The 25,316-nt window shown below is 64.3% G+C and carries 28 protein-coding genes and 1 tRNA gene; 13 read left to right on the forward strand and 16 right to left on the reverse strand.

The genetic code is table 11. The features are described from left to right. Nucleotides 1-44: 44 nt before the first annotated feature. The 3 genes from csgH to EJ070_RS10415 form a co-directional block, all read right to left on the reverse strand. A complete protein-coding gene (gene csgH, locus EJ070_RS10405; protein ID WP_126091278.1) occupies nt 45-446 on the reverse strand; it encodes a curli-like amyloid fiber formation chaperone CsgH in 402 nt (133 codons plus the stop codon). A 63-nt stretch (nt 447-509) separates the two neighbouring features. Continuing rightward, the gene (locus EJ070_RS10410) at nt 510-947 is read right to left on the reverse strand and encodes a curlin (protein ID WP_126091279.1); all 438 of its coding nucleotides are present in this window, start codon (nt 945-947) and stop codon (nt 510-512) included. 348 nt (nt 948-1,295) lie between these two features. Beyond that, nucleotides 1,296-1,371 (reverse strand) — tRNA-Ala (locus EJ070_RS10415). 142 nt (nt 1,372-1,513) lie between these two features. Here EJ070_RS10415 and EJ070_RS10420 point away from each other — a divergent pair. Together EJ070_RS10420 and EJ070_RS10425 are read left to right on the forward strand one after the other, a co-directional pair. Next, entirely contained in the window at nt 1,514-1,804 is a 291-nt protein-coding gene (locus tag EJ070_RS10420; protein WP_126091280.1) for a YggT family protein, read from the forward strand. A gap of 13 nt (nt 1,805-1,817) precedes the next feature. After that, nucleotides 1,818-2,132: a DUF167 family protein gene (locus EJ070_RS10425; protein WP_126091281.1), complete on the forward strand. Its 315-nt coding sequence runs from the start codon at nt 1,818-1,820 to the stop codon at nt 2,130-2,132. Nucleotides 2,133-2,297: 165 nt separating this feature from the next. Here the strand turns inward: EJ070_RS10425 and EJ070_RS10430 are convergent, their stop codons facing one another. The 4 genes from EJ070_RS10430 to EJ070_RS10445 all read right to left on the reverse strand — a co-directional run bounded on the left by EJ070_RS10430 (nt 2,298) and on the right by EJ070_RS10445 (nt 5,401). After that, nucleotides 2,298-2,543, reverse strand: a complete 246-nt coding sequence (locus tag EJ070_RS10430; RefSeq protein WP_126091282.1) for a hypothetical protein — start codon at nt 2,541-2,543, stop codon at nt 2,298-2,300. A 108-nt stretch (nt 2,544-2,651) separates the two neighbouring features. Then, entirely contained in the window at nt 2,652-3,533 is an 882-nt protein-coding gene (locus tag EJ070_RS10435) for a MurR/RpiR family transcriptional regulator (protein WP_126091283.1), read from the reverse strand. A 27-nt stretch (nt 3,534-3,560) separates the two neighbouring features. Then, nucleotides 3,561-4,628 carry a sn-glycerol-3-phosphate ABC transporter ATP-binding protein UgpC gene (gene ugpC, locus EJ070_RS10440; protein WP_126091284.1) on the reverse strand — a complete coding sequence of 356 codons (1,068 nt, stop codon included), beginning with the start codon at nt 4,626-4,628 and terminating at the stop codon, nt 3,561-3,563. Nucleotides 4,629-4,630: 2 nt separating this feature from the next. Next, entirely contained in the window at nt 4,631-5,401 is a 771-nt protein-coding gene (locus tag EJ070_RS10445) for an SDR family oxidoreductase (RefSeq protein WP_245464845.1), read from the reverse strand. 174 nt (nt 5,402-5,575) lie between these two features. Between EJ070_RS10445 and EJ070_RS10450 the strand changes: the two genes are divergently transcribed. The 4 genes from EJ070_RS10450 to EJ070_RS10465 all read left to right on the forward strand — a co-directional run bounded on the left by EJ070_RS10450 (nt 5,576) and on the right by EJ070_RS10465 (nt 10,446). Beyond that, nucleotides 5,576-6,805 carry a sugar ABC transporter substrate-binding protein gene (locus EJ070_RS10450; RefSeq protein WP_126091286.1) on the forward strand — a complete coding sequence of 410 codons (1,230 nt, stop codon included), beginning with the start codon at nt 5,576-5,578 and terminating at the stop codon, nt 6,803-6,805. 451 nt (nt 6,806-7,256) lie between these two features. Then, nucleotides 7,257-8,126 carry a sugar ABC transporter permease gene (locus EJ070_RS10455; RefSeq protein ID WP_126095702.1) on the forward strand — a complete coding sequence of 290 codons (870 nt, stop codon included), beginning with the start codon at nt 7,257-7,259 and terminating at the stop codon, nt 8,124-8,126. After that, nucleotides 8,123-8,950, forward strand: a complete 828-nt coding sequence (locus EJ070_RS10460; RefSeq protein ID WP_126091287.1) for a carbohydrate ABC transporter permease — start codon at nt 8,123-8,125, stop codon at nt 8,948-8,950. The genes EJ070_RS10455 and EJ070_RS10460 overlap by 4 nt, the downstream gene beginning before the upstream one ends. A gap of 23 nt (nt 8,951-8,973) precedes the next feature. Beyond that, nucleotides 8,974-10,446: a M81 family metallopeptidase gene (locus tag EJ070_RS10465; RefSeq protein ID WP_126091288.1), complete on the forward strand. Its 1,473-nt coding sequence runs from the start codon at nt 8,974-8,976 to the stop codon at nt 10,444-10,446. A 168-nt stretch (nt 10,447-10,614) separates the two neighbouring features. Here EJ070_RS10465 and EJ070_RS10470 read toward each other — a convergent pair whose 3' ends face one another. The 6 genes from EJ070_RS10470 to EJ070_RS10495 form a co-directional block, all read right to left on the reverse strand. After that, on the reverse strand, nt 10,615-12,669 hold the full coding sequence (locus tag EJ070_RS10470) for a M3 family metallopeptidase (RefSeq protein ID WP_126091289.1): 2,055 nt from the start codon (nt 12,667-12,669) through the stop codon (nt 10,615-10,617). 129 nt (nt 12,670-12,798) lie between these two features. Further along, entirely contained in the window at nt 12,799-13,215 is a 417-nt protein-coding gene (locus EJ070_RS10475) for a DUF4440 domain-containing protein (RefSeq protein WP_126091290.1), read from the reverse strand. Between the two features lie 7 nt (nt 13,216-13,222). Continuing rightward, a complete protein-coding gene (locus EJ070_RS10480) occupies nt 13,223-13,867 on the reverse strand; it encodes a carbonic anhydrase (protein WP_126091291.1) in 645 nt (214 codons plus the stop codon). A gap of 151 nt (nt 13,868-14,018) precedes the next feature. Further along, complete coding sequence (locus EJ070_RS10485; RefSeq protein WP_126091292.1) at nt 14,019-14,813, reverse strand: DUF429 domain-containing protein; 795 nt, start codon at nt 14,811-14,813, stop codon at nt 14,019-14,021. A gap of 59 nt (nt 14,814-14,872) precedes the next feature. Beyond that, nucleotides 14,873-15,757, reverse strand: coding sequence for a pyridoxal kinase PdxY (pdxY, locus tag EJ070_RS10490; protein ID WP_126091293.1), 885 nt, complete (start codon nt 15,755-15,757; stop codon nt 14,873-14,875). Between the two features lie 12 nt (nt 15,758-15,769). Beyond that, nucleotides 15,770-16,021 (reverse strand): hypothetical protein, encoded by a 252-nt coding sequence (locus EJ070_RS10495; protein ID WP_126091294.1) that lies wholly within the window; start codon nt 16,019-16,021, stop codon nt 15,770-15,772. Nucleotides 16,022-16,174: 153 nt separating this feature from the next. Here EJ070_RS10495 and EJ070_RS10500 point away from each other — a divergent pair, with 153 nt between their 5' ends. From EJ070_RS10500 to ppa, 5 genes are all read left to right on the forward strand, one after another. Next, entirely contained in the window at nt 16,175-16,819 is a 645-nt protein-coding gene (locus EJ070_RS10500; RefSeq protein WP_126091295.1) for a LemA family protein, read from the forward strand. A 197-nt stretch (nt 16,820-17,016) separates the two neighbouring features. Continuing rightward, a complete protein-coding gene (locus tag EJ070_RS10510; protein ID WP_189350475.1) occupies nt 17,017-17,829 on the forward strand; it encodes a YgcG family protein in 813 nt (270 codons plus the stop codon). 5 nt (nt 17,830-17,834) lie between these two features. Then, complete coding sequence (locus EJ070_RS10515) at nt 17,835-18,473, forward strand: TPM domain-containing protein (RefSeq protein ID WP_126091297.1); 639 nt, start codon at nt 17,835-17,837, stop codon at nt 18,471-18,473. A gap of 149 nt (nt 18,474-18,622) precedes the next feature. Further along, the gene (locus EJ070_RS10520) at nt 18,623-19,129 is read left to right on the forward strand and encodes a GNAT family N-acetyltransferase (RefSeq protein WP_126091298.1); all 507 of its coding nucleotides are present in this window, start codon (nt 18,623-18,625) and stop codon (nt 19,127-19,129) included. A 178-nt stretch (nt 19,130-19,307) separates the two neighbouring features. Then, on the forward strand, nt 19,308-19,841 hold the full coding sequence (gene ppa, locus EJ070_RS10525) for an inorganic diphosphatase (RefSeq protein WP_126091299.1): 534 nt from the start codon (nt 19,308-19,310) through the stop codon (nt 19,839-19,841). A 61-nt stretch (nt 19,842-19,902) separates the two neighbouring features. On the opposite strand, the gene EJ070_RS10530 is transcribed toward ppa, so the two are convergent. Next, on the reverse strand, nt 19,903-20,493 hold the full coding sequence (locus EJ070_RS10530) for a hypothetical protein (RefSeq protein ID WP_126091300.1): 591 nt from the start codon (nt 20,491-20,493) through the stop codon (nt 19,903-19,905). A 289-nt stretch (nt 20,494-20,782) separates the two neighbouring features. Then, a complete protein-coding gene (locus EJ070_RS10540; RefSeq protein WP_126091301.1) occupies nt 20,783-21,400 on the reverse strand; it encodes a TetR/AcrR family transcriptional regulator in 618 nt (205 codons plus the stop codon). Nucleotides 21,401-21,478: 78 nt separating this feature from the next. Here EJ070_RS10540 and EJ070_RS10545 point away from each other — a divergent pair, with 78 nt between their 5' ends. Beyond that, nucleotides 21,479-22,762, forward strand: coding sequence for an MFS transporter (locus EJ070_RS10545; RefSeq protein WP_126091302.1), 1,284 nt, complete (start codon nt 21,479-21,481; stop codon nt 22,760-22,762). Between the two features lie 258 nt (nt 22,763-23,020). After that, complete coding sequence (locus EJ070_RS10555; RefSeq protein WP_126091303.1) at nt 23,021-24,595, forward strand: alkaline phosphatase; 1,575 nt, start codon at nt 23,021-23,023, stop codon at nt 24,593-24,595. A 254-nt stretch (nt 24,596-24,849) separates the two neighbouring features. Here EJ070_RS10555 and EJ070_RS10565 read toward each other — a convergent pair whose 3' ends face one another. Next, nucleotides 24,850-25,131: a hypothetical protein gene (locus EJ070_RS10565; RefSeq protein WP_126091304.1), complete on the reverse strand. Its 282-nt coding sequence runs from the start codon at nt 25,129-25,131 to the stop codon at nt 24,850-24,852. Between the last annotated feature and the right edge of the window lie 185 nt (nt 25,132-25,316).

Raw genomic sequence — 25,316 nt, forward strand, 5'->3', positions numbered from 1 at the left:
CGGTTGCCCGAAGCCCTCCTTCGATCAATCGAGAGAACTGGCGCTCAGGTCGCGCCGGACACCTGCTTGACGCAGCTGATGCTCGCTCCGCCTGCGGTCACTTTCAGCTTGACGTCGTAGGCAGCGCCGTTTGCCCCGACGCTCATCCGGCCGAGCGATGCGCGACTGCCCGGTCCGGCTTCGAAGGCGCCGCCTTGCCGGATGTTGGCGGAGCCGTAGGTGCCGCCGCCGGAGACGCTGACCGTGTAGATGCCGTTGATGCTCCTGTCGGCATAAACCAGGGGCTCCAGCAGGATTGCGTCGCCTTGAACCGTATCTCGTATCTCGCATCGCAGCAGCCCGGAATTCGCGCCATCCTTACCGGCCGCCGCACCGGCCGCGCCGGCGGCGATCACGGCCAGGAGCGCCGCCGATGCCGCTGCTGTTCGGTTGTCCAGTCTGGTCATGGATGATCTCCTCGCCATCTCAGGATGACGGCCGGCAACACCGTTGCCGGCCGTCCATATTGTTCAGGGGCAGTCCTGGACGAAGGCGGCGACATTGCCGCTGCCGCCCTGGCCGACGTCGGCATTGCACCCGTGGCCGACTTGAACGCCGGCGGCGATGTTGCCGTTGCCGTCCTGCGTCAGGATCGCGGTGTGGTTCGAGCCGAACTGGGCAATGCCCGCGGCGTTCCGGCTGCCGTACTGATAGGTCGCGCCGTAGTTGTTGACGCCCTGCTGCCCGATCACCGACCGGTTGCGATGACCATATTGCTGGCCGATGGCGGTGTTGAAGCGGCCATCCTGGTAGACGTGTATGCGGTTGCGGTAGCCGTGCTGGGCGCCGCCGGCGGAATTGCGCCAGCCATATTGTTCGATGTTGACATCATTGGCCATGGCGGGCGCGACGGCGGAAAAGCCGACGACGGCTGCAAGAGCTGTGGCGATGATTGACGTACGGGTCATGGGACCTCTCCTTCGATGCGGCAGGGGACCGCGGGTTGAACGGCCCCTTTGTAGGAGGTTGGCCCGGAACGGAGGCTGAAGGCTCCATTCAGCGAAAATTCATGACCGCTTCGGTTGGACGTTTCAGGGCTGCAGCAGCCATCCGATCCGGCGAGATCACAATTCAGGACGTCTTGCCGCCGCGGCGTTTGACCGAAAATCAGCGCTGGGAGATGGCGCCGCCGGCGCACCGAACTCATGCGGCGGAAAACAAAAGTGATTTCCGGGCCGATCTAAAAGAGGTTGTTCGGTTGGCTCTGGGGTTTGCGGTGGCGTGCAAGGCCGGCACCGTGGCTCGCAAAATCCCGCTGGTGGAGCTGAGGGGGATCGAACCCCTGACCTCATCATTGCGAACGATGCGCTCTCCCAGCTGAGCTACAGCCCCGTTCCAGCGGATGGGCTTGTATCGGTCGCGGCGGTTTGATGTCAAGGCGAAACGGATCGCCTGACGTCGAGGCGTCGATGCCGGCGGGCCTTGCCGGTTCGCCAAGCAATGGCTACATGTCGGCGACAATTTGGAGACCGGCATGATCGCCCTCATTCAAACCATCGTCATGGCGCTCGACCTCTATTGGTGGGTCATCATCGCCTCGGCGATCTTTTCCTGGCTCTATGCCTTCAACGTCGTCAACTCGCGCAACCAGTTCGTCGGCACCGTCGCCAACATGCTCTACCGGCTGACCGAGCCGGCGCTGCGGCCGATCCGCCGTTTCATGCCCGATCTCGGCGGCATCGACATCTCGCCGATCATCCTGCTGTTGATCATCTTCTTCATACGGCAGTTCCTGCTTACCACTGTCCTGTCCCTGGTCGTCTGAGGCCGGTCCCGCCATGAGCGCGCCGTTCCGCCCGCGCGACGATGGCATCGACCTTTTCGTGCGGCTGACGCCAAAGGCGGCGCTGGACCGGATCGAAGGTGTCGAGACGGCGGCCGACGGGCGCAGCCATTTCAAGGCTCGCGTTCGTGCCGTGCCGGAGAATGGGGCGGCCAATGCGGCGCTGGAGCGGATGATGGCCAAGGCGCTGCGTGTTCCGGCGTCAGCCGTTTCGGTGGTTGCCGGGGGGACCGCGCGGTTGAAAACACTGCGTATCCGCGGCGATGCGCGTGAGCTGGCGAAAAGCGTCGAGGCACTTTCCGGCAGCTGAGATCGTATCGATCAGAATATCGCCAGCTCACCTCCCCCGTTTGCGGGGAGGGGACTATTTGACAAACCCGGCGATGGCACGGTGACGGGTCGGGCCGCAAAATGACCACGTCCGCCGGAGGGGCGGCGGGCACTGACCAGATGGAAAACCGCCAGGTCCGGCTGGCTACAGCAGCCAGTCTGTCACGAAGCTCGGAACATGTGTGCCGTGCTGGTCAAGCGCGTCAGCCGCATCGACCGGCAGAGTGACGTCCGCATGAGGCGCGAAGTGATCGCCGGCGGAGGGGTGATCCGGAACCACCGCCGCGAGGGCGGCATCGAAAGTGGCTGGCGGCAGATGGCTTTTAGCCTGGTCAGGCAGCGCGCTGAACACGTCATCAGGCATTTGGAATGCGGCTGGTTTACCCGACATGATCGTCCTCCAATCAATCCCAATTCACATTAGACCTGGCTAATGTTGAAAGGCAAGATGGTCGGCGGAGTCGGCTGGCGCCGGGCATGGGGGCGCGAAATCCATACCTCAATCGCCCAGCGGCAATCTTGGATCGTCAACCTTCAGCGTGTTCACGCTCTGCTTGATGCGGCGCAGGTTCTCCAGCACCTTCGGCCCGCGCGATTCCGCCACCGTGGTGGCGATCATGTCGACGATTGCCAGAAGCGCGTAGCGCGACGAGGTCGGCTTGTAGATGTTGCCGTCCTCGAATGACTGCAGCAGGATCACCGTGTCGGCGACCTTGGCCAAAGCCGAATCCGGCGCGGTTACGGCGACGGTGGCGGCGCCATATTGCTGCGCGACCTCGACGGCCTCGATCACCGAGCGCGCATAGCCAGAAACCGAGAAGGCAACCAGCGTCGTCTCAGGCGTCGCGACGGCGGCATACATGCGCTGCAGCTGGCCGTCGACCTGGGCGAGCGCCGACAGGCCGAGCCGGAACAGCCGGTTCTGCATCTCGGTCGCCATCATCGAGGAGATGCCGCCCGAGCCGATGCACAGCACATTGCCGGAACTGGCGATCCTCGCGGCCACGCTCACCAACACGCTCATGTCGAGATTCTCGCTGGCGCGCTGGATAGCGGCGATCGCGGCCTCGGTGATGGCGGAAGCGATGCGCTGCTCGCGAGCGTCGCGGCTGAGCGGCTCCGGCGACAGATACTGGCCGCCGATGGCGATCGCCTGCGCCAGGTAGAACTTGAAATCGCGCAAGCCTTCGCAGCCGAGTTTGCGGCAGAAGCGGGTGACGGTCGGCTCGCTGACGCCGACGCGCGCGGCGATCTCCGAGATCGCCGCCTTGGAGGCGAAATCGAGATCGGAAAGCACGAGGCCGGCCAGCCGGCGGTCCGACTTGGTGCCGTCCTGCGACATCAATTGCAGGCGGGTGATGATGTCGGCCGGTGTCTTCATCTTGTTGTCTTCAAAATCGTCTTGTCCTTACAGCGGCAGGCCCGTCGCCTTGTCGAAGAGATGGACGTTGCGCGGGTCGACGCTCACCGGCAGCCTGTCCCCAGGCTTCACCTGCAGCCGGTCGCGGAACACGGCGCGCACCGTGTCGTCGCCGATCGAGCCATAGACATGGGTTTCCGAGCCGGTCGGCTCGACGACGTCGACATCGATCGCGATGGCGTCTTCGGCGGCGCCGATGACGAAATGCTCGGGGCGGATGCCGGCCTCGACAGTGTCGCTGCCGGATGCTGCCTTGCCGGCAAGCGCCAGGCGACCGCCGCTGCTGGTCTCGAACCAGGATTTGCTGTTAGCGGTCTTCAGCGCGCCGGAAACAAAGCTCATCGATGGCGAGCCGATGAAGCCGGCGACGAACTTGTTGGCCGGGCGGTCATAGAGCTCCAGCGGCTGCCCGACCTGCTGGATGCGGCCGCGGTCCATCACCACGATGCGATCGGCCATGGTCATCGCCTCGATCTGGTCGTGGGTGACATAGACGATGGTCGATTTCAGCCGCTGGTGCAGCGCCTTGATCTCGGTGCGCATCTGCACGCGCAACTGCGCGTCGAGGTTGGAAAGCGGCTCGTCGAACAGGAACACCGAAGGCTCGCGCACGATGGCGCGGCCCATGGCGACGCGCTGGCGCTGGCCGCCCGACAATTGTCGTGGATAGCGGTCGAGATAGGAGAAGAGGTTCAGCACCCCTGAAGCCTTCTTCACCTTGTCGTCGATCGCGGCGCGCGTCTCGCCGCGGATCTTGGGGCCAAAGCCGATATTGTCCGCGGCTTTCAGATGCGGGAACAGGGCGTAGGACTGGAAGACCATGGCGATGTTGCGCTTCTGCGGCGGCAGCTCGTTGGCGCGTACGCCGCCGATGATGAGGTCGCCGGAGGTGATCGTCTCCAGTCCCGCCAGCATGCGCAGCAGGGTCGACTTGCCGCAGCCGGACGGGCCGACCAGCACGACGAACTCGCCGCTTTTGATCTCGAGGTTGATGTCCTCGAGGATTTTGTGCTGGCCGAAGGCTTTCGACAGGTTGCGAAACTGGACGTCGGTCATGGTCACGCTCCCAAAATGTCGTCGATGAAAGGCAGGTAGCCGGCTGTCAGTCCGGCGTCGACCGGCACAATCGCGCCAGTTATGCCGGATGCACGGTCGGAGGCAAGGAAAGCCACTGCTTCGGCGACTTCCGACGCATTGACGATGCGGCCGAGTGGATAGAGCCGCTTCAGCCGGCCGAGGATTTCAGGGTTCTTGGCAAGGCGATGATCCCAGGCGGCCGTTCGGATCGATCCCGGGCAGACGACATTGGCGCGCACGCCGCTGCGGCCGAGCTCGACGGCGATCGACTTGGCATAGGCGTTGATGCCGGCCTTGGCAGCCGCATAGGCCGGATTGCCGAAATGCGAAATCGCGTTGACCGAGGAGATGAAGACGACGCTGCCCGCGCCGCTTGCCGCCATCGCCTTGATGATCGGGTCGGCGAAATTCATCACGCCGGTCAGGTTGAGGTCGAGCTCCTGCTCTATCTTGTCGGCCGTCAGCGCCGTCAACGTCTCGGCGCGCGTCCAGCCGGCGTTGTTGATCAGGACGTCGGGGACGCCGTCCTTGTCGAGCAGGGTGGGAATCGCGGCTTCGATCGAGGCGCGGTCGAGCAGGTTGAAGACGTGGCGCGAGGCGATATGGGGGCTGGCCAGCGCTTCCGCCGACTGGTCGCAGCCGACGATGCGCGCGCCACGCTCGGCAAGCAGCGCCACGATCGCCGAGCCGAGGCCGCCGCCGGCGCCGGTGACGACAACGGTCTTACCCTCGAAATCGGCCTTCGACACCACGATGCGCGCGCTCCTCCGCAAGCCAGATGGAGGACCAACGCTACTCAACGAAATGTAATTTAGCAACATGATAAACTGCTTGCATGGCGACAAATGATCGATAATGTAGGAAAGTCACATAAATCCTGAGCCCGACAGGGCCAGGCGCGAATGCGCATCAATGGGAGAGATCAGATGAGCCTTGCGAAATGGACTGTCGGCCTGTTGGCCGGAATGAGCATGCTGGCGCTTGCAGCGCCGGCGGATGCGGGCGAGGTGCGCGTCACCGTCGCCGAATACAGCGCCAAGACCGGCCCCTATTTCGAAGCGGTGAAGAAGGAATTCGAGGCGGCCAATCCCGGCATCACCATCAAATACGAGGTGGTGCCGTGGGACGTGCTTTTGCAGAAGCTCACCACCGACATCACCGCCGGCACCAATGCGGATCTCTCGATCATCGGAACACGCTGGCTGATCGACTTCGTGCAGCAGGATGTCGCCGAGCCGCTCGACAGCTACATCACGCCCGAGTTCAAGGACCGCTTCATCGACACTTTCCTTCAGCCCTCGATCATGGAGGGCAAGACCTATGGCCTGCCGATCGCGGCTTCGGCGCGCGCCATGTATTACAACAAGGAGCTTTTCGAGAAGGCCGGCATCGCCAAGCCGCCGGCGACCTGGACCGAGCTGCAGGAGGATGCGCGCAAGATCAAGGGGGTCGGCGCCTTCGGCTTCGGCCTGCAGGGCAAGGAGATCGAGACCGACGTCTATTACTACTACGCGATGTGGTCGCAGGGCACCGAGATCCTCAACAAGGACGGCACGTCCGGCTTGAGCACGCCGGGCGCGCTCGAGGCCGCCAAGCTCTATAAGTCGATGATCGACGAGGGCCTGACCGAGCCGGGCGTCACCTCCAACAACCGCGAGGATGTGCAGAACCTGTTCAAGCAGGGCAAGGTCGGCATGATGATCACCGCGCCCTTCCTGTCCAACCAGATCAAGGAAGAAGCGCCGAAGCTGAAATACGGCGTCGCCGCCATTCCGGCCGGTCCGACCGGCGCGCGCGGCACCTATGGCGTCACCGACTCCATCATCATGTTCAAGAATTCCAAGAACAAGGACGAGGCCTGGAAGCTGCTCGACTTCCTGTTCACCAAGGAGCAGCGCGCCAAGTTCACGCAAGGCGAAGGCTTCCTGCCGGTGAACAAGGAAGAGGCGAAGATGGACTATTACGTCAACAACGCCGACCTTGCCGCCTTCACCGCTCTGCTGCCCGACGCCCGCTTCGCGCCGGTCATCCCGGGCTGGGAAGAGATCGCCCAGATCACTTCCGACGCCATGCAGAAGATCTATCTCGGCAGCGCCGAGCCGGAAGCCGCCTTGAAGGAGGCCGCCGCCAAGGCCAATGGCGTGCTGAAGAAATAGGGCGTATCTCCCTGCGCCCCGTGGCGCGCCCCACCCCGTCGGGGCGCGCCACATCCTTTCCGGTCTTCAGCAGAAAGACAGAATCGTCGATGTCAGCGCCGCCCCAGCCAGCCTCCTTCCTCTCCCTCCGGAGGGGGGAGAGGTGGCTCGGCGAAGCCCAGACGGAGTGGGGGAACCACCTGGCAACCGCCGCGAACGGACATACGAGGGACGCAAGGCGCAAGCATCGCTTCGCCTTGCGCCCAAGGATCGACCCCCGCTCCGTCGAGCTTCGCTCGACACCTCTCCCCCGATCGACGGGGGAGAGGAAGGGCCCTCTTCCGCAACTGCCGCAGAGGACAGGCAGGCAGGTGAGGGGCAGCGCCAACGCTGGCCTGGAATTCAAATGCGGGGACGTGCCTTGAGCACCAATGCCACTGCTGTCTACTCCCAAAGCGGTACAAGCCAGCCGATGCAAAGCCGGATCCTGCCTTACCTGCTGACTTTGCCCAGCCTGCTCTTGGCAGCAGTGGTTATCTTCTGGCCGGTCTGGGACCTGGTGCAGATCTCGACGCATGAGGTGAATCGCTTCGGCCAGTTGCGCGACTTCAGCGGCCTGGCCAATTTCTCGGCGCTTGCCGCCGATCCCGACTTTGTCGCGGCGCTCTGGCGCACCGGCCTATGGACCGTGCTTGTGGTCGGCGGCGCGCTGCTGTTGTCGATCCCCGTGGCGATCATCCTCAATACCGACTTCTACGGGCGCGGCCTCGCCCGCGTCATCATCATGCTGCCCTGGGCGGTGTCGCTCACCATGACGGCAGTGGTCTGGCGCTGGGCGCTCAACGGCGAGAGCGGCATGCTCAACTCGGCGCTGATGAAGCTCGGCATCATCAGCCAGAACATCCAGTGGCTGGCGAGCGCCGAGACCGCATTCCCGATGCAGGTGCTGATCGGCATCCTGGTGACGGTGCCGTTCACCACCACGATCTTCCTCGGCGGCCTGTCCTCGATCCCCGACGATCTCTATGAGGCCGCCGCGCTGGAAGGCGCAACGCCCTTCCAGCAGTTTTGCGAGATCACCTTTCCGCTCCTGAAACCCTTCATAAACATCGCGATCGTGCTCAACACCATCTACGTGTTCAACTCCTTCCCGATCATCTGGGTGATGACACAGGGCGGGCCGGCGAACTCCACCGATATCCTGGTCACGCATCTCTACAAGCTCGCCTTCCGCATCGGCAAACTGGGCGAAGCGTCAGCGGTGTCGCTGGTGATGTTCATCATCCTGCTCGTCTTCACAATGATCTATGTGCGGCTGGCCATGCGGGAGCAGCGGGCATGAGGAACGGCAAGCTCAAACGAACGATCATCGCCTGGCTGCTGCTTGCGCCACTGATCGTGGTGACGATCTTTCCCTTCGCGGTGATGTTCCTGACAGCGGTCAAGCCGCGGCCGGAAGTGCTTTCGCCCACCTGGTGGCCGAGCGAGTTCCGCTGGTCGAATTTCGCCGACATGTGGGTGGCGACCGGCTTCGGCCAGGCGCTCCTCAACTCGCTCTATGTCTCGGCGCTGGCGACAATCGGCGCTATCCTGATCTCCGTGCCGGCGGCCTACGCCATGTCGCGGTTTCGTTTTGCCGGCTACGGCGCCTTCCGCCAGTTCCTTCTGATCTCCCAGATGATCTCGCCGATCGTGCTGGTGCTCGGCCTGTTCCGGCTGATGGCCGCCTGGGGTCTGGTCGAGAGCACGACCGCGCTCGGCTTCATCTACATGGCCTTCAACGTCGCCTTCACCGTGTGGATGCTGCAGAGCTATTTCGACACCATCCCGCGCGACCTCGAGGAAGCGGCCTGGATGGAAGGCGCAGGTCGCTGGCTGACCCTGCGAAAAGTGTTCCTGCCGCTCTGCCTGCCGGCGATCGCGGTGACGGCGATCTTCACCTTTATCAACGCCTGGAACGAGTTCGTCGTGGCGCTCACCATGCTGCGCAGCCAGGAAAGCTATACGCTGCCGATCCAGGTGTTCTCGCTGGTCGCCGGCCGCTACACGATCGAATGGCACCATGTCATGGCGGCCACGCTGCTGGCCACCTTGCCGGTGGCGATCCTGTTCATCTGGCTGCAACGCTATCTCGTCCGGGGCTTGGCGCTCGGGGCCGTAAAATAGCTGTCATTGTCCATGGAGTTTTGATGCGCATCTTCACCGCCTCGCTGGCGACGGAAACCAACACCTTCTCGCCGGTGCCGACCGACCGGGCCTCGTTCGAGATGGCCTTCTACGCTGGTCCGGGCAAGCATCCGGAGACGCCGACGCTCTGCTCCTCGCCGATCGTCGCGCTGCGCCGCCGCGCGGCAGGCGAGGGCCTGACCGTCATCGAGGGCACCGCCACCTGGGCGGAGCCCGGCGGTCTGGTGCAGCGGCAGACTTTCGAGGCGCTGCGCGACGAGATCCTCGATCAGTTGAAGGCGGCCCTTCCGGTCGACGCGGTGATCCTCGGCCTGCACGGCGCTATGGTGGCGCAAGGCTATGACGACTGCGAGGGCGATCTGCTGGAGCGCGTGCGCGCGATCGTCGGCCCGAAGGTGGTGATCGCCTCGGAGTTCGATCCGCACAGCCATTTGACGCCGAAGCGCGTCGCGGCATCCGACATCATGGCCTATTTCCTCGAATTCCCGCACACCGATTTCTACGAGCGCGGCGAGCATGTCGTCGAGCTCGGCCTGGCGGCGGCGCGCGGCGAGATCAAGCCGGTGATCTCGACCTTCGACTGCCGCATGATCCAGGTGCTGCCGACGAGCCGCGAGCCGATGCGTTCGTTCGTCGACAAAATCAAGGCGCTGCACGGCAAGGACGGCGTGCTGTCGGTCTCGGTCATCCATGGCTTCATGGCCGCCGACGTGCCGGAGATGGGAACGCGCATCCTGGTCGTCACCGACAACGACAAGGCAAAGGGCGACCGTCTCGCGGAGACGCTGGGGCGCGAGCTCTACACCCTGCGCGAGAAGACCGCGATGACGATGCTTTCCGCCGCCGCCGGCATCGAGCGGGCGCTTGCCGTGCGCGCTGAAAGACAAGACAAGCCGGCGGTCATCGCCGACATATGGGACAACCCCGGCGGCGGCGTGCCGGGCGACGGCACCATCGTGCTGCGCGAATTGTTGGCGCGCGGCGTCGACAAGGTCGGCGTCGCGACGATCTGGGACCCCATCGCGGTGACTTTCTGCCATGCCGCGGGTGAGGGCGCGGTCATCGACCTGCGTTTCGGCGGCAAGGCCGGTCCCCAGGCCGGCGAGCCCATAGACGCGCGCGTCACAGTGTTGAAGGCCGTCGGCGAAGGCTGGCAGAGTTTCGGGCCGAGCCGGGTGACGCTGGGGCCGTCAGCGGTGGTTCGCATCGAAGGCACCGAGGTCGACGTCATCCTCAACACCAACCGCACCCAGACCTTCGAGCCGGATATTTTTTCCAACATCGGCATCGATCCGCTGTCGAAAGACATCCTGCTGGTCAAGTCGACCAACCATTTCTACGCCGGCTTCGCGCCGATCGCCGCCGAGATCATCTATGTCACGGCGCCGAGCTCCTATCCGAGCAATCCGGCGAAGACGGATTATAAGAAGCTGAAGCGGCCGATCTGGCCGAGAGTGGCGGATCCGTGGAGCTGATAAGTCTCCCCCCTTGAGGGGGAGATGTCGCCGAAGGCGACAGAGGGGGTCGCCTCAACTGCCGCGACGCCCCGCAGTGGCGAGGGAGGAGGTCGGCACTCTACGCGCAGCGACCCCCTCTGGCCGCTTCGCGGCCATCTCCCCCTCAAGGGGGGAGATTTGCAGGCGCTACACCAACCCTCTTTTCACCATCATCGCCTCGGGCGACGGCATCTTTCCGCGAAACGCCGTGTAGAGCTCTTCGGGATCCTTCGAACCGCCGGCGGCGTAGATGTTCTTCCTCAGCCGCTCAGCGAGTTCGGGATTGAAGGCATCGCCGGTTTCCTCGAAGGCCGAGAAGGCGTCGGCGTCGAGCACTTCCGACCACATGTAGGAATAGTAGCCGGCTGAATAACCATCGCCCGAAAAGACATGGCCGAAATGCGGGGTGCGGTGGCGCATCGCGATGGTGTCGGGCATGGCGAGCTTCTCGAGCGTTTCGGCCTCGTATCGAAGCGGCTCAGCCGGCGCGTCCGGACACGCGTGGTAAGCCATGTCGATCAGAGCCGAGGCGGTGAATTCGACCGTGGCGAAGCCGGCGCCGAAAGTGCGGGCGGCAAGCATCTTGTCGAGCAGGTCTTTCGGCATCGGCTTGCCGGTCTTGACGTGCAGCGCGTGCTTTTCCAGCACCGCCGGCACCGTCAGCCAATGCTCGTAAAGCTGTGAGGGGAGTTCGACAAAGTCGCGGCTCACCGAGGTTCCGGAGACTGATGGCCAGGTGACGTCGGTCAGCATGCCGTGCAGCGCATGGCCGAATTCGTGGAACAGCGTCTTTGCCTCGTCGACCGACAGCAGCGCCGCCTCGCCGGCCGGCGGCTTGGCGAAGTTCATGATGTTGTAGATCACCGGCTTGGCGCCCGGCCCAAGCTTGTAGCCGGATTTCAGCGCGCTCATCCAGGCGCCGGAGCGCTTTGACGGCCGCGCGAAATAGTCGGCCAGGAACAGGCCGCGCTCGCCGCCGTCGGCATTCTTCACCACAAAGACGCGCGCGTCGGGATGCCAGGCCGCGATGCCCTTCTTCTCCTCGAAGCTGATGCCGAACAGGCGCGTGGCGACGTCGAAGCAGGCGTCGATGACGCGATCGAGCTGCAAATAGGGCTTCAATTCGGCCTCGTCGAAGGCGAATTTCTCGGCGCGCAGCTTCTCCTGATAGAAGCGCCAGTCCCACGCCGCGAATGTCTCGTTGCTGCCGGCTTCCGTTGCCAGCCGCTCCAGCTCCTTCTGGTCGGTCGCTGCCTTTTTCAGCGCCTTTTCCCAGACAGGGTCGAGTAGGTCGTGCACCGCCTTCGGCGTCTTCGCCATCGTGTCATCGAGCTTCAGCGCCGCGAAAGACTCGTAGCCGAGCAATTTGGCCTTCTCGGCGCGCAGTGTCAGCATGTCGCGCACCACATCCGTGTTGTCGGTGGCGCCGCCATTCTGACCGCGCATCGTGAAGGCGCGGAAGGCTGTCTCGCGCAGGTCGCGGCGCTCGGAAAAGGTCGAGAACGGCTCGTAGATCGAGCGCGACAGCGTCACCGCATAGCGGCCCTTCTGGCCGCGCATCTCGGCGGCTTCCGCCATGGCGCTCTTCAGGAAATCCGGCAGGCCGGCGAGATCGGCCTCGTCGAGGAACAGCGCCCAGTCGCGCTCGTCGGCCAGCACGTTCTGGCCGAATTTGGTGCCGAGCGAGGACAGCTCCTCGTTGATGGCGGCGAGCCGCTTCTTGCCCTCGGCGTCCAGTTTCGCGCCCGACCGGACAAAGCCCTTCCAGGTCTTTTCCAAGACGCGCAGCGTTTCCGGATCGAGCTCCAGGCTCTCGCGGCGCTGGTAGAGGTCGTCGATGCGGGCGAACAGCTTCTCGTTCATCGAGATCGCCGAGAAATGCCGCGACATCTTTGGCGAAACCTCGCGCTCCATCGCCTGGATGGTGTCGTTGGTGTGGGCGCCGGCGCGGCACCAGAAGATCGACGAGACATGGTCCAGCGGCTCGCCGGCAAGCTCAAGTGCTGCCAGCGTGTTGTCGACGGTCGGCGTCTCGCCGTTGCCGGCGATGGCGTCGATCTCGGCCTGATGCGCCTCCAGCGCCGCGTCGAAGACCAAGCCAAAATCATTGTCGCCGATGCGGGAGAAATCCGGCAGGCCGAGTGGCCCTTGCCAAAATGTCAGCGGATGGGCGGCGAGGTCGACGGTCTTTGAAGATGACATGAGCAATTCCGGAGGGCTGAATGAGGCGAGGTGCCTCGGATGTAGGGCGATGCTTCCTGTCGCGCAACAAACTGATTGCGCAATTCCGGACGGAAACCGCTATGCGCTTTTCCTGGAATTGCTTTGTGCTTAGTAAGCGCTGCAGTCCTGCGCGATCGCCGTCTGGGTGCTGGCGGTGATGCGGCCGGCAAGGACGGTGAAGGTCTCGCGCATCAGCGTGTCGTTTTCCGGGAAGTCGTAGCAGGCGAGCACGGTGGTCTCACCGTTCTCGCTTTTCTCGATTCGGTGGCGGATCGCGGCGCCCGCGACCGCGTCTTGCCACTGGTCGATCGAGTCGATGAATTCCTGCTTGTTCTGAACGACGCCAAGGTCCTCGAGCGTCATGCGCGCGTCGTCGGCAAGCAGGGCCGACAATTCGGCGCGGTCGGCGGCGAGCAGCGCCGCATACCAGCGGTCGATGACGGCGCTGTCATCGGCGCGAGCGGCAAGGAGAGAGAACAGCAGCGCGACGGTGGCAAAGACGGCATGGCGAAAATGACGATGCATCCTAGCCTCACTCCATTTCCAGCCGCTCGAAATCGCCGGTTTCCTTGTTCATCACCCAGAGCTCGCCGGTCGAGATGTCGAACCAGGCGCCGTGCAGCGTGAGCCTGCCCTTGCCCTCGAGGATCGAAACGCAGGGAAAGGTCCTGAGATTGGCGATCGAATAGCGGATCGAGATGCGCTCCAGCGCGGTCTGGCGCTCCGTCGCCGTCATGAAGGTGCTCGCCGTGACGGTTTCGGCAGCCGGCGCGATCAGGCTCATCCATTTGCCGATGAAATCGCCGGGCGACAGCGGCGCCGAATTGGTGTCGAGCGCGGCGCGGATGCCGCCGCAGCGGCCATGTCCCATCACCACGATGTTCTTCACCTTCAGGCTCTGCACGGCGAATTCGAGCGCGGCCGAGGTCGAGTGGTACTCGCCGTCCGGCTCGTAAGGCGGCACCAGGTTGCCAACATTGCGCAGCACGAAGAGCTCGCCGGGGCCGGCATCGAAGATCGCTTCCGGCGCCGAGCGGGAATCGCAGCAGGCGACGATCATCGTTTCGGGCGCCTGGCCGTCGCGCGCCAACGAGCGGTAGCGTCCGCTTTCGGCGGGATAGCGGCCGTTCATGAAGTTGCGGTAGCCGGTCAGCAGGTGCTCGGGGAGGTGAGGCATGGGCAGCTAGAGCCTTTCCGGGGGGTTGGAGGCGGCAGCTCGTTGCGATCGAAAAAAGGCTCTAACGGCAAAAGCCGGTCGCGAGCAATGCCGAATTGCGGATGGCAGCGTCGCAAACGCATGCCGCCAAAGCCGCGCAGCCGATCTTGCCTCAAGCCCAGATGGCGACGGGAATGCCGAAACGGTCGGTCAGCGGCGGGTCGGGCGACGGCCGCGCCTCGCCGCTGGCGATCCGTCCGGCAATCAGCATCATGGCCGCCGCGTCGAGGAAGTCGTCGCTTGCCGCACCTTTCGGCGGCGGCTGGTCGAGAAAGGCTTTCTCGTAGCCGTGCCGGCAGAGCAGCGCCTTGCGCTCGTCCATGCCGGCCGGGTTGACCGCGCCCTTGATCTTCTTCGGCAGCGCCATCGCCGCGCCGCCGTTCAGTCGGCAGAAGGCCACTTCAGGGTGCGATTCGAAGATGCGACCCCGCAGATCCGACCGCTCGATCAAAAGCGCGTCGATCTCGCGGATCTTCGCAAAGATGCCGAAAGCCTGGATGGAAACGCCGCGCGGCGGATCGGAGGTGGCCATCGCCACCGCGCTCGCCCGCCGGTGCGCCGCGTACCAAGCCTCGACCGTGGTGAAGTCGCTGGTGTCGGCATAGAGCGCCGCGCGCGAAGGGATGGCAAAGACGCTCGACTGCCGTGCTCCGAGCAGCGGCCGCACCAGCGCCTCCGGCCCGCGGCCGCCCCGGCGGGAAAGATCCGGCAGGCCGATCGGCATGTCGACGGCGATCGTGGCATCGGGCAGGGCGTCAAGCAGCGCCTGGAAGCGCGGGAAGACCGAGACCAATGGCGCGGCATCAGCAGCGCGGTGGACGGCGATCCAGCCGGCCTTGCAGCCGTCGACGCCGGCCAGAGCGGGATGCAGGTCTGCATCCCGCTCTGTCTGTTTGTTTAGCCGCATTTCTGCGACGCCGAGTGATTCCACTTGGCTGCAAAATGCTTTGGCGCCGCCGCCTGGCGTCACGCCCGCTTGTCCCGTCCGGGATGGAGGAGATGGCGAAGCTGCACCATGGCCATCGGATGCGACAGGCTCTGCGCGTCGGTCTCGAGCTGCAGCTCGTCGCCGCCGCGTTTTGCGGTGCGCGCCAGGATTTCGTAGACGGCGGCCGTGGTCGACTGCAGGGCCTTCAGAGGCGGCTGGCCGGAGAGGATACGGGCGAGATAGATGGCGGCCGTCAGGTCGCCCAGTCCGTTCGGCGGCTTCTCGATCACGCGGTGCTCTGCAAGCAGCGCCTGGCTGCCGTCGAGCAGGAAATTGCCGGTACCGCCAGCCATCATCGACGGCGCCGAGGTGACCAGCATGGTGGAAGGGCCGGCGTGAAGCGCGGCCGCCATCACCGACTTGATGTCGGGCAGCGGCGCGCCGGCCATCCATTCGAGCTCGTAGCGGTTGGGCGTGGCGATGTCGGCGATCGACATCAGTCTGTCACGGAGCGCTGCGGCCGTCGATTCCGGCACGTAGAGCCCGCCCGAATCGCCCATGACAGGATCGCAGACATAAAGGGCGCCTGGCGTCTTCGTCTTGACGGCGGCGACCAGCGAGGCGACGGCCTCGGCCTGGCCGGCCTCGCCGAGATAGCCCGAGAGCACCGCCGTGACCTCGCCCAACCAAGGCGCGCGCTCGAGATCGGCCATCAGCGCCTTGAACTGGTCAAGCGGCGGCACAATGCGGGTGGCGCGGCTGTGGCCCGGGTGCCAGGGCAGGATGACGGTGGGTACCGCCCAGACCGGAAAGCCCAGTGTCTCGAGCGCGAAGACCGCGGCGCGGTTGCCGACCGAGCCGCGGGCGACATGGCTGGAGATGACGATGACCGCACGCGGCGCGCCGGTTTTTTCTGCATTCATGGAAGTCGATTCCTAACCGCCCCGCGTGGCGACATACACCAGCCAGGCCAACAGCCCAATGGCGATGATGAGGCCGAGCGTTCGGCCAATGCGGGTGCCCCAAACTTCGATCGGATCGGATCGGTCGGCATCCGCGGCGGTCACGTGGTCGCGCGCGCCCTTCGCGGTGCGGGTGATGAACGATGCGCCGCCCGGCGCCGTCTCGCGCGCCACGCGCTCGAGGATGCGGCGCGATTCGCTTTCGTCGTCCCGGCGCTCGGTCATGGCAAATGTCCTTTCCTGTCGGGAGCTTAGCGTGTTCGTGCAAGCATTCACAGGGGTTCACGGCCGGCCAGAAGCAACATCACGGCCGGGTCATTTTCTTGCGCGCGGATTGTGCTATTGCTTCGCATGCAACTTTGACCCGAGGGACCAATCATGTTTGCCCAGCGCCTTTCCTTACCCTCCGCTTTTCGTAGCTTGCCTGCCTTGCTGATGATGGCTTTCGTGCTGCCGCTGCTTGCCGGCTGCGGCTACAACACCATCCCGACGGCGGAGGAGAACGCCAAGGCGGCCTGGAGCGAGGTGCTGAACCAGTATCAGCGCCGCGCCGATCTGATCCCGAACCTTGTCGAGACGGTCAAAGGCTATGCGTCGCATGAGAAGGACACGCTCGACGCGGTCGTCGAGGCGCGCGCCAAGGCAACGCAGATCACGGTGACGCCGGATACGCTGAAGGATCCGGAAGCCCTCAAGAAGTTCCAGGATGCCCAGGCTGGGCTGACGGGCGCGCTGTCGCGGCTGATCGCGGTGTCGGAAAACTATCCCGACCTCAAGGCCAACCAGAATTTCCTGGCGCTGCAGGCGCAGCTCGAAGGCACGGAAAACCGCATCGCGGTGGCGCGCCGCGACTACATCCAGGCGGTCAAGGACTACAATCTGACGCTGAGGACCTTCCCCTCGGTGCTGTGGGCGACCTTCTGGTTCCGCGGCAACGAGCCGTTCGCCAACTTCACCGTCGAGGAAGACAAGATGCAGGTGCCGAAGGTGAATTTCGGCACGAGCACGAAGCAGGGCGGGTGAACTGACCTAATAGATCGAGCCTGCTGGCCTTGCGCTCCGTCCCACCCCCCTCTGTCCTGCCGGACATCTCCCCCGCAAGGGGGGAGATTGGCCGTCATCTGTCCTTTCGCCAATTTCCGTCGTCTGAGGGAGATGGCCGGCGGCGAAGCTGCCAATCTCCCCCCTTGCGGGGGAGATGGCCGGCAGGCCAGAGGGGGGTGCGCAGGAACACCTTCATTGGCGGCTTGCTTAGCCTCCTCTTCTTCCTCCTCCCGCTCGCAGCCCTTGCCGCCGACCTCCCCGCCCTTACCGGCCGCGTCGTCGACAATGCCGGCATCATCGATGCCGGCACACGCGCGGCGCTGACCCAGAAACTCGCCGATTTCGAGAAGAAAGGCTCCGACCAGATCGTCGTCGCCACCATCCCCAGCCTCGGCGGCGAGGAGATCGAGCCCTACGCCAACCGGCTGTTCCGGTTCTGGAAGCTCGGCCAGGCCAAGGAGAACAACGGCGTTCTGCTTATCGTGGCGCCGAACGACCGCAAGATGCGCATCGAGGTCGGCTATGGGCTGGAAGGCACGCTGACCGACCTGCACACCAAGCTGATCATCGAGAACGACATGGTGCCGGCCTTCCGCGCCGGCGACTTCTCCGGCGGCATTTCAAAGGCCGTCGACGACATGATCATGGTGCTGGAGGGCAATCCGGAGGAGCTGGAAGCGCGCGGCAAGCGCAACGAGCAGGCACCGTTCAATTCCGACGATCTGTTCTTCGCCATCTTCATCACCATCTGGGCGCTGATCTTTTTCGGCAGCATCGCGCTGACGGTGCTGCCGCCGATCTTCGGCCAGAAGATCGGACCGGGCCGCTATCGCTGGCTCGGCATGACCTTCGAGCCGGGACGGCGATCCTCCGGAGGTGGCGGCGGCTGGTCGTCGGGCGGCGGAGGCTGGTCCTCTGGCGGCGGTGGCGGCGGGTTTTCCGGCGGCGGCGGCTCGTCGGGCGGCGGCGGTTCTTCGGGGAGCTGGTGAGGACCATGGCAACGCGACCGATCAGCCCTGAGGACCATGACCGCATCGCCGGCGCGATCCGCGCCGCCGAGGCGAGGACGGACGGCGAGATCTACTGCGTCGTTGCGCAAACCAGCGACGGCTATTTCTTTCCGGCCGCGTTCGCGGCGGCTATAGCCACGCTCATCGTCAGTCTCGCGGTGGCCTATGGGCTGGAAGCCTGGTGGTTGACCATCCGCCTGCCGCATTTCGTGCTTGCCCAGCTTCTGTCGCTGGGCTGCATGCTCGCGCTTCTATGGGCGCTGCCTGGCTGGCGCATCCATCTTGTGCCGAGGCGGCTGCGCTACCAGGCGGCGCATGCCAACGCGATGAAGCAGTTCCTGGCCCGCAACGTCCACCGCACGAGCGCGCGCACCGGCGTGCTGATCTTCGTCTCGATCGCCGAGCGCTATGCCGAAATTGTCGCCGACAGCGGCATCGATGCCAAGGTCGGCCAGCATGTCTGGGATGGCGTTGTGCGGGACCTCACAAGGCACGCCGGCGACGACCGGCTCGCCGATGGTTTCGTCAAGGCGATCGAATCAGTAGGCGCGGTGCTTGCCGAGCATTTCCCGGTCACCGCCGGCGACGCCAACGAGCTTGACGACCACCTCGTCGAAATCTGACAGGGCCTAGGCTGCAAACCCTGGCTTTGACGGCGGCGCGAGGCGGTTTTCAGCGCTTCCGGCGCCGACAAGTTGGCCTGTGCGAAAGCGCGGGCGCGACGGAGCGGACTCTTTGCAATCGGGCGACGCGGGTTTATGGTTAACCAATCATGAACACGCTGACGATCGATATCAGGAAAGCCGACCCTCGCGATGCAGCCGCCATCGCCGAAGTGCATCAGGAGGCATGGCGCGGCGCCTATTCCGGTATCATCCCGCATCGCACGTTGACCGCCATGATCAACCGCCGCGGCCCCGACTGGTGGGCGAACGCGATTCGCAAGGCGGCAACGGTGCTGGTCGTCGAAATCGGCGGCACGATCGCCGGCTATGCCACGATCGGCAAGAACCGCGCCCGCGAGCTGAGGCAGCAGGGCGAGATCTACGAGCTTTACCTGCGCCCGGAATATCAGGGCATCGGGCTCGGCAGCCGGCTGTTCAAGGCGGCGCGGACGCGCCTGGCCGACCACGGCCTCAGAGGCCTGGTGGTGTGGGCGCTGGAAGACAATTACAACGCTTTAGCCTTCTATGCCGGCAATGGCGGCCGCGATATCGCCGAAGGCGTCGAGGTCTTCGAGCAGAAGGCGCTGAAGAAGGTGGCTTTCGTCTGGGAATGACGGGCGCCGCCTGATAAGCGTCGTTCTTCCAAGACCGCTGCGCACGTCGGGTGACACGCATCAGGTTACAATCCATCACAAAGTGTGCGCTTCCATCAGCGTTCAGCACCATTCGCCGCATTGCACCATGACGCGTGTCCCGCTATCGGTCTGACAAGATCGAGAGGGATTTTGAGCCATGCGTATCGCAGCGATTTCCACCGGAAAGAACCCGCCTGAAGACGTCAACGTCATCATCGAGGTGCCGATCGGCGGCGAGCCGATCAAATATGAGATGGACAAGGAGGCCGGCACGCTGTTCGTCGACCGCTTCCTGCACACCTCGATGCGCTATCCCGGCAATTACGGTTTCGTGCCGCACACGCTTTCCGGCGACGGCGACCCGATCGACGTCCTGGTCTGCAACACGCGCGCGCTAGTGCCGGGCTGTGTCATCAATGTGCGGCCGATCGGCGTGCTGATCATGGAAGACAATGCCGGCCAGGACGAGAAGGTGATCGCGGTTCCCTCGCCCAAGCTCACGCTGCGCTACGAGAACGTCACCGAATACACCCACCTGCCTGACATCACGCGCCAGCAGGTGCAGCACTTCTTCGAGCACTACAAGGACCTCGAGCCCGGTAAATGGGTCAAGATCGAGGGCTGGCACGATTCCAAATACGCCAAGAAGATGATCGTCGACGCGATCGAGCGGGCGAAGGCGGCGAAGTAGGCGATCTCATTTTGAGCTTGATCTTGCCCAAAAACCGGTTCCCACTTTTTGGGATCAAGCTCTAATTATCCACCCGGCCGAAGTCCGGCACTTTGCCGATCACTTCGCGCTTGTCCTTGCCGCAGGCAAAGCCCTTCGCCTTTTCGTCGGCGAGCTTGCGCGCCTGGTCGTTGGCTTGGGGGTTGCCGGTGGCGAGCACCAGGCCGACCGTGCAGCCCTCGTGCTCTTCCGGCTGCGCCACCTTGGCGACGACCAGCACCTCGGTCGGCTTGTTCTCGGCGTCGGGACTGCTGATCTCGCGACGGTGAATGACGGCGAAGGGCACCGCCTTGTCGCCGTTGGTTTCGATCCGCCACTCGACCTTCGGACCGGAGGTGTTGAGCCCGGAAAAACTCTCCCAGACGGCGGTCATGTCGTCGGAGGGAAAGCCGTAATAAACGGACTCGCGGGCATCGTCATAGCCGATCAGCACCGGATAGCCGCGATAGCCGGCACAGGCGAGGCTCGCCCAGTCGCCGTCGCCTTCCTCCGACTGCGCATAGGTCACGCAGTCCTTCTTCCAGTCGAGATCGGTATAGGCGCTGGAAATGTCGCCGGCATGCGCCGCCTGGCAGAAACCGGCGAGGGCAAGCGGGATCAGAAGCGCACGCATGGCGAGGTGTCTCCGATGGAGGTACGTGAGCGTAGCGTCAAAACTGACGCGGGCCTAGGGCGCGGCGGCTGCCAAGCGCCCGTTGTCGGCGTCTGCGCCGCCCCTCATCCGCCTGCCGGCACCTTCTCCCCGTATAGTGACGGGGAGAAGGGAGCTGGGGCGGCCTCGGCACCCTTCCTTCAACGCTGGCGATTGGCGAAATCGCCGGCGGGAGCGCCCCTCTCCCCGTGACTATACGGGGAGAGGATGCCGGCAGGCAGGTGAGGGGCAGCGCCCAAGCTCGAGATTGTTATTTCTTCAGACTGGCTTCGATCAGGAGATCGGCGTTGCGGGCGACCGATGCCGCCGGTCCGCCGAGCCCGAAAAGCTGGCCGCTGATATAGGCGCCCTCGATCAGCAGCAGCAGCCCGTCGCCGAGCGTGTCGGAATCGCTGGCGCCCATCGCCGCCGCCATGGCGCGCAGGCGCCGGCGCAGCTCCATTTTGTTGTTCTCGCTCACCACCCGCGCAGGATGCCCGTGCTCGGGATATTCGACCGCCGCGTTGGTCATGCCGCAGCCGCGATAGTCCGGTTTCTGCGTGCGTTTGCCGACGCGGGTCAGGAAAGCGATGATCTGGGCGCGCGGGTTGCCCGGATGCGCGTCGACGGCCTCGTCGAAGCGCTCCCAGAATTCGAGGTCGTACTTGCGCAGATAGGAGGCCGCGAGCTCGTCCTTGGACGGAAAGCTGCGGTAGAGGCTGGGCTTGGTGACGCCGGCGCGCCTGACGATCTCGTCGACGCCGATCGCCCGGATGCCCTCGCGATAAAAAAGATCGCGCGCCACGTCGAGGATCTTGTCGGCGGCCTTCGGCGCCGGCGCGGCACGGGCCTCATTCACCGACGCTTCAATTTTATTGTCCGATGGCATTCAACAAACTCGCTTGACAATGTTACTGACCGGTACGTATGTATGGCGCCATCCCATTGCAACGTACCGGTCAGTAACATGATAGCTCAGTCCCGTCCGTTTGGCCAGCGCTACGCCTTTGTCGTCGTCGCCGTCATTTTCCTCTGCCTGCTGATCGCCGCCGGGCTTCGCTCGGCACCTTCCGTGATGATGCTGCCGCTGGAGGCGAGCTTCGGCTGGCGGCGCGATGTCATCTCGTTGTCCGCCGGCGTCGGCATTCTGCTTTACGGCCTGACCGGTCCTTTCGCCGCGGCACTGATGGAGCGCATCGGCTTGCGCCGCACGTTGCTTGCCTCGCTGCTGATCATGTCGGGCTCGACGGCGCTCAGCCTGTTGATGACCGAGCCATGGCATCTCTTCATCACCTGGGGCGTGTTTTCCGGCATCGGCTCGGGCGCGGTGGCGAGCGTGCTCGGCGCCACCATCGTCAATCGCTGGTTCAAGACCAATCGCGGCCTGATGATGGGCCTGATGTCGGCTTCGAGCGCCACCGGCATGCTGGTGTTCCTGCCGCTGATCGCCTCGCTGGCGCAGGCCGGCGGCTGGAAGCCGGTGGCGATCGCCGTTGCCATTGCCACTGCTGCGCTTGTGCCCATCGTCTTCCTGCTGGTGCCGGAACGCCCGGCCTCGATTGGCCAGGTGCGTTTCGGCGCCGACGCTGACGATGTGCCGCCGGTATCGCCGGCCTCGCAGGGCAATTTCCTGACGCATACGCTCTCCACGCTGCGCCGTGCCGCGGGTACCAGGGTGTTCTGGTATTTGTTCGCCACTTTCTTCGTGTGCGGCTTCACCACCAACGGCCTCGTCGGCACGCATCTCATCGCCTTCTGCGGCGACATGGGCATCGGCGAAGTGCAGGCTGCCGGGCTGCTGTCGATGATGGGCATCTTCGACCTGATCGGCACGACGCTGTCCGGCTGGCTCACCGACCGCTTCGATCCGCGCAAGCTGCTCGGCGTCTATTATGCGGTGCGCGGCCTGTCGCTGATCTATCTGCCCTATTCCGGCTTCTCGGCAGTCAGCTTGATCATCTTCGCCGTGCTCTACGGGCTCGACTGGATCGCCACCGTGCCGCCGACGCTCAGGCTCGCCAACGAAGCCTTCGGCGACCGCAGCGGACCGATCGTCTTCGGCTGGATCGTCGCCGGCCACCAGGTGGGCGCGGCAGCGGCCGCCGCTTTCGGCGGCACGATGCGTGAACTGCAGGGCAATTACGAGCTCGCCTTCATGATCGCCGGCATGACGGGCATCGCCGCGGCGTGTATTTCGCTGTTGATCAATACGAGCAAGCCGGCGTTCGAGCCGGAGCCGCAGGCGGCTTGAGGCACGGCTTCCCCTTCTCCCCTTGTGGGAGAAGGTGTCGCCGCAGGCGACGGATGAGGGGTGTTCCAGGGAAAGCCGACGTCTCACTCCGCTGGAACACCCCTCATCCGTCTCGGCGCTGCGCGCCGATCCACCTTCTCCCACAAGGGGAGAAGGGTATGCCTGTTCACTGTTATCAAAACTTCATGGTTCCGATATGCGCCTGAAACATTGAGGCGTGAGCTTGGCGGTCCCGTTCAACGCCATCCGGAGACCGCCATGAACAAGATCTCGTTGACCCGCCGCGCTTTCATCACCTCAGCCAGCGCCTTCGGCCTTGTCGGCGCCTCCGGGCTCGCGCTGCCCTACTATTCCCGCGCCAGTCAGCGCCCGGCCTTCACCCACGGCGTCCAGTCCGGCGATGTCGACGCCACCTCGGGCATGGTCTGGACCCGCACGGACCGCCCGGCGCGCGTCATGTACGAAGTGTCGACGACTGAGAGCTTCGCCGATGCGACGAGGCTTGCGCCGCTCGATACCTCGCCGGCCAGCGACTATACGGTGAAACGGCTGCTCACCGACCTAGCCTCCGACCAGGACATCTTCTACCGCATGACTGCGGCCGACCTTTCCGACATCAACGCCGTCTCCGAGCCGATCGTCGGCCGCTTCCGCACCGCGCCGGCCTCCAAGCGCGACGTGCGCTTCGCCTGGTCGGGCGACACCGCCGGCCAGGGCTGGGGCATCGACGAGACCGGCATGAAGACCTACTCGACCATCGCCAAACACACGCCGGACTTCTTCCTGCATTCCGGCGACACGATCTATGCCGACGGCGCCATGAAGGACGAGGTCGACCTGCCCAGCGGCGGCAAGTGGAAGAACGTCGTCATGATCGACGGCAAGCGCAAGGTGGCCGAGACGCTGGACGAGTACCGCGACCAGTGGAAATACAACATGATGGACAAGCACGTGCTGGGCCTCTCCGCCATCTGCCCGACCTTCTATCAGTGGGACGATCACGAGGTGCTGAACAACTGGTCGGATTCGAAGAACCTGACGGCCGACAACCGCTACACGGAAAAATCCATCCATGTGCTCTCGGCTCGCGCGGCGCGCGCCTTCCACGAGATGACCACCATCCGCTACGAGCCGTCGGAGCCGGGCCGCGTCTACCGCAGAATAGCTTACGGCCCGCTGCTCGATGTCTTCTTCCTCGACATGCGTTCCTATCGCGGCCCGAACGGCCCGGACATGGAGGAAACGCTGACGCCGAAGTCGCGCATGCTCGGCGAGCAGCAGACCAAGTGGCTGAAGCGGGAACTGGCGAATTCCAAGGCGACGTGGAAGATCATCGCCGCCGACATGCCGCTCGGCCTCATCGTCTGGGACGACGCGGCCAAGAAGGCCGGCGCCGAGGCGGTCAGCAACGGCGACAATGGCGCGCCGAAGGGGCGCGAGCTCGAATTCGCGGACCTGCTGCGCTACATCAAGAACGCCGGCATCACCAACACGGTGTGGCTCACCGCCGACGTGCACTACACGGCGGCGCACTACTACAATCCGGACAAGGCCAAGTTCCAGGATTTCAATCCGTTCTGGGAGTTCGTCTCCGGCCCGATCCACGCCGGCACGTTCGGCCCCAACGATTTCGACATGACCTTCGGTCCGGAGCTGAAATTCATCAAGGCGCCGACCGCCGAGCAGGGCCAGAACCTGCCGCCGTCGGCCGGGCTGCAGTTCTTCGGTCTGGTCGATATTTCCGGCGCCACCGAGCAGCTCACCGTGCGGCTGATGGATCGCGACGACAACGAGCTTTATAAGGTCACGCTCGACCCGGTGCGGTCGGCATAGGAGATTCTACACTTCGGAGCGTTGCGGCGATGCAGAATTTTGACGTTGGAGGGACAGCACCCCCCTCTGTCCTGCCGGACATCTCCCCCGCAAGGGGGGAGATTGGCAGCTCCGCCGCCGGAGCGTTTTCTGCAACGTTGGCGATTGGCGAAAGCCGGGGCGACATCTGATCTCCCCTCTTGCGGGGGAGATGCCCGGCAGGGCAGAGGGGGGTGTGCCGGAGTGCTACCCTTGCCAGATAGCCGTCGCGAAGATCAATCCGGATAGCAGGTCGCGGGAATGTTCGGCCAGACGGCAGTGTCGCAGTTGGCCGCCTTCTGACGCTGCTTGAAAGCGGCGCTGACCGGGCCGGTGACGATCGGGTCGACGCCGTCAGGGGCGTCGGCGAACATCTGCTGCGCGGTCCTGGCGTCGGGCGGCTGGATGGAACCGGTCTCTCTCAGAGCCGTGGCCGACTGCGCCACACCGGCCGCAAGCAGCACGCCAAGCGCCGCCCATGCGAAAACCGGACGCAATCTGGACATCTGATCGGTCATGAACATCGAACTGCCCGGCCCCTCAAAGGTTCCGCCTTGGTTAACAGAATCATTTCACACCAAGACGTTTAAGAATCAGTGACCATGTATTTGGGGCGGGGCCTCCCCTTTCGCAATTGCGAAAAACCTTGTATGAGCCGCGCAACCGAAAAAGGCGGCGCTTTTGGGCCTGCTGCCTGCAACGC

Origin of the sequence: Mesorhizobium sp. M1E.F.Ca.ET.045.02.1.1, from assembly GCF_003952485.1 — a bacterium.
In the GTDB taxonomy this organism is placed as follows: domain Bacteria; phylum Pseudomonadota; class Alphaproteobacteria; order Rhizobiales; family Rhizobiaceae; genus Mesorhizobium.

Excerpts from the sequence above, each read along its gene's own strand:
- csgH (WP_126091278.1), bottom strand. The coding sequence starts at position 446 with ATGACCAGACTGGACAACCGAACAGCAGCGGCATCGGCGGCGCTCCTG.
- EJ070_RS10460 (WP_126091287.1), top strand. The coding sequence starts at position 8,123 with ATGAGGAACGGCAAGCTCAAACGAACGATCATCGCCTGGCTGCTGCTT.
- EJ070_RS10495 (WP_126091294.1), bottom strand. The coding sequence starts at position 16,021 with ATGACCGAGCGCCGGGACGACGAAAGCGAATCGCGCCGCATCCTCGAG.
- EJ070_RS10500 (WP_126091295.1), top strand. The coding sequence starts at position 16,175 with ATGTTTGCCCAGCGCCTTTCCTTACCCTCCGCTTTTCGTAGCTTGCCT.
- EJ070_RS10455 (WP_126095702.1), top strand. The coding sequence starts at position 7,257 with ATGCAAAGCCGGATCCTGCCTTACCTGCTGACTTTGCCCAGCCTGCTC.
- ppa (WP_126091299.1), top strand. The coding sequence starts at position 19,308 with ATGCGTATCGCAGCGATTTCCACCGGAAAGAACCCGCCTGAAGACGTC.
- EJ070_RS10450 (WP_126091286.1), top strand. The coding sequence starts at position 5,576 with ATGAGCCTTGCGAAATGGACTGTCGGCCTGTTGGCCGGAATGAGCATG.
- EJ070_RS10565 (WP_126091304.1), bottom strand. The coding sequence starts at position 25,131 with ATGACCGATCAGATGTCCAGATTGCGTCCGGTTTTCGCATGGGCGGCG.
- EJ070_RS10485 (WP_126091292.1), bottom strand. The coding sequence starts at position 14,813 with ATGCGGCTAAACAAACAGACAGAGCGGGATGCAGACCTGCATCCCGCT.
- EJ070_RS10515 (WP_126091297.1), top strand. The coding sequence starts at position 17,835 with ATGGCAACGCGACCGATCAGCCCTGAGGACCATGACCGCATCGCCGGC.
- EJ070_RS10465 (WP_126091288.1), top strand. The coding sequence starts at position 8,974 with ATGCGCATCTTCACCGCCTCGCTGGCGACGGAAACCAACACCTTCTCG.
- EJ070_RS10425 (WP_126091281.1), top strand. The coding sequence starts at position 1,818 with ATGAGCGCGCCGTTCCGCCCGCGCGACGATGGCATCGACCTTTTCGTG.
- EJ070_RS10410 (WP_126091279.1), bottom strand. The coding sequence starts at position 947 with ATGACCCGTACGTCAATCATCGCCACAGCTCTTGCAGCCGTCGTCGGC.
- EJ070_RS10530 (WP_126091300.1), bottom strand. The coding sequence starts at position 20,493 with ATGCGTGCGCTTCTGATCCCGCTTGCCCTCGCCGGTTTCTGCCAGGCG.
- EJ070_RS10420 (WP_126091280.1), top strand. The coding sequence starts at position 1,514 with ATGATCGCCCTCATTCAAACCATCGTCATGGCGCTCGACCTCTATTGG.
- EJ070_RS10470 (WP_126091289.1), bottom strand. The coding sequence starts at position 12,669 with ATGTCATCTTCAAAGACCGTCGACCTCGCCGCCCATCCGCTGACATTT.
- pdxY (WP_126091293.1), bottom strand. The coding sequence starts at position 15,757 with ATGAATGCAGAAAAAACCGGCGCGCCGCGTGCGGTCATCGTCATCTCC.
- EJ070_RS10520 (WP_126091298.1), top strand. The coding sequence starts at position 18,623 with ATGAACACGCTGACGATCGATATCAGGAAAGCCGACCCTCGCGATGCA.
- EJ070_RS10430 (WP_126091282.1), bottom strand. The coding sequence starts at position 2,543 with ATGTCGGGTAAACCAGCCGCATTCCAAATGCCTGATGACGTGTTCAGC.
- EJ070_RS10435 (WP_126091283.1), bottom strand. The coding sequence starts at position 3,533 with ATGAAGACACCGGCCGACATCATCACCCGCCTGCAATTGATGTCGCAG.
- EJ070_RS10555 (WP_126091303.1), top strand. The coding sequence starts at position 23,021 with ATGAACAAGATCTCGTTGACCCGCCGCGCTTTCATCACCTCAGCCAGC.
- EJ070_RS10545 (WP_126091302.1), top strand. The coding sequence starts at position 21,479 with ATGATAGCTCAGTCCCGTCCGTTTGGCCAGCGCTACGCCTTTGTCGTC.
- ugpC (WP_126091284.1), bottom strand. The coding sequence starts at position 4,628 with ATGACCGACGTCCAGTTTCGCAACCTGTCGAAAGCCTTCGGCCAGCAC.
- EJ070_RS10475 (WP_126091290.1), bottom strand. The coding sequence starts at position 13,215 with ATGCATCGTCATTTTCGCCATGCCGTCTTTGCCACCGTCGCGCTGCTG.
- EJ070_RS10480 (WP_126091291.1), bottom strand. The coding sequence starts at position 13,867 with ATGCCTCACCTCCCCGAGCACCTGCTGACCGGCTACCGCAACTTCATG.
- EJ070_RS10540 (WP_126091301.1), bottom strand. The coding sequence starts at position 21,400 with ATGCCATCGGACAATAAAATTGAAGCGTCGGTGAATGAGGCCCGTGCC.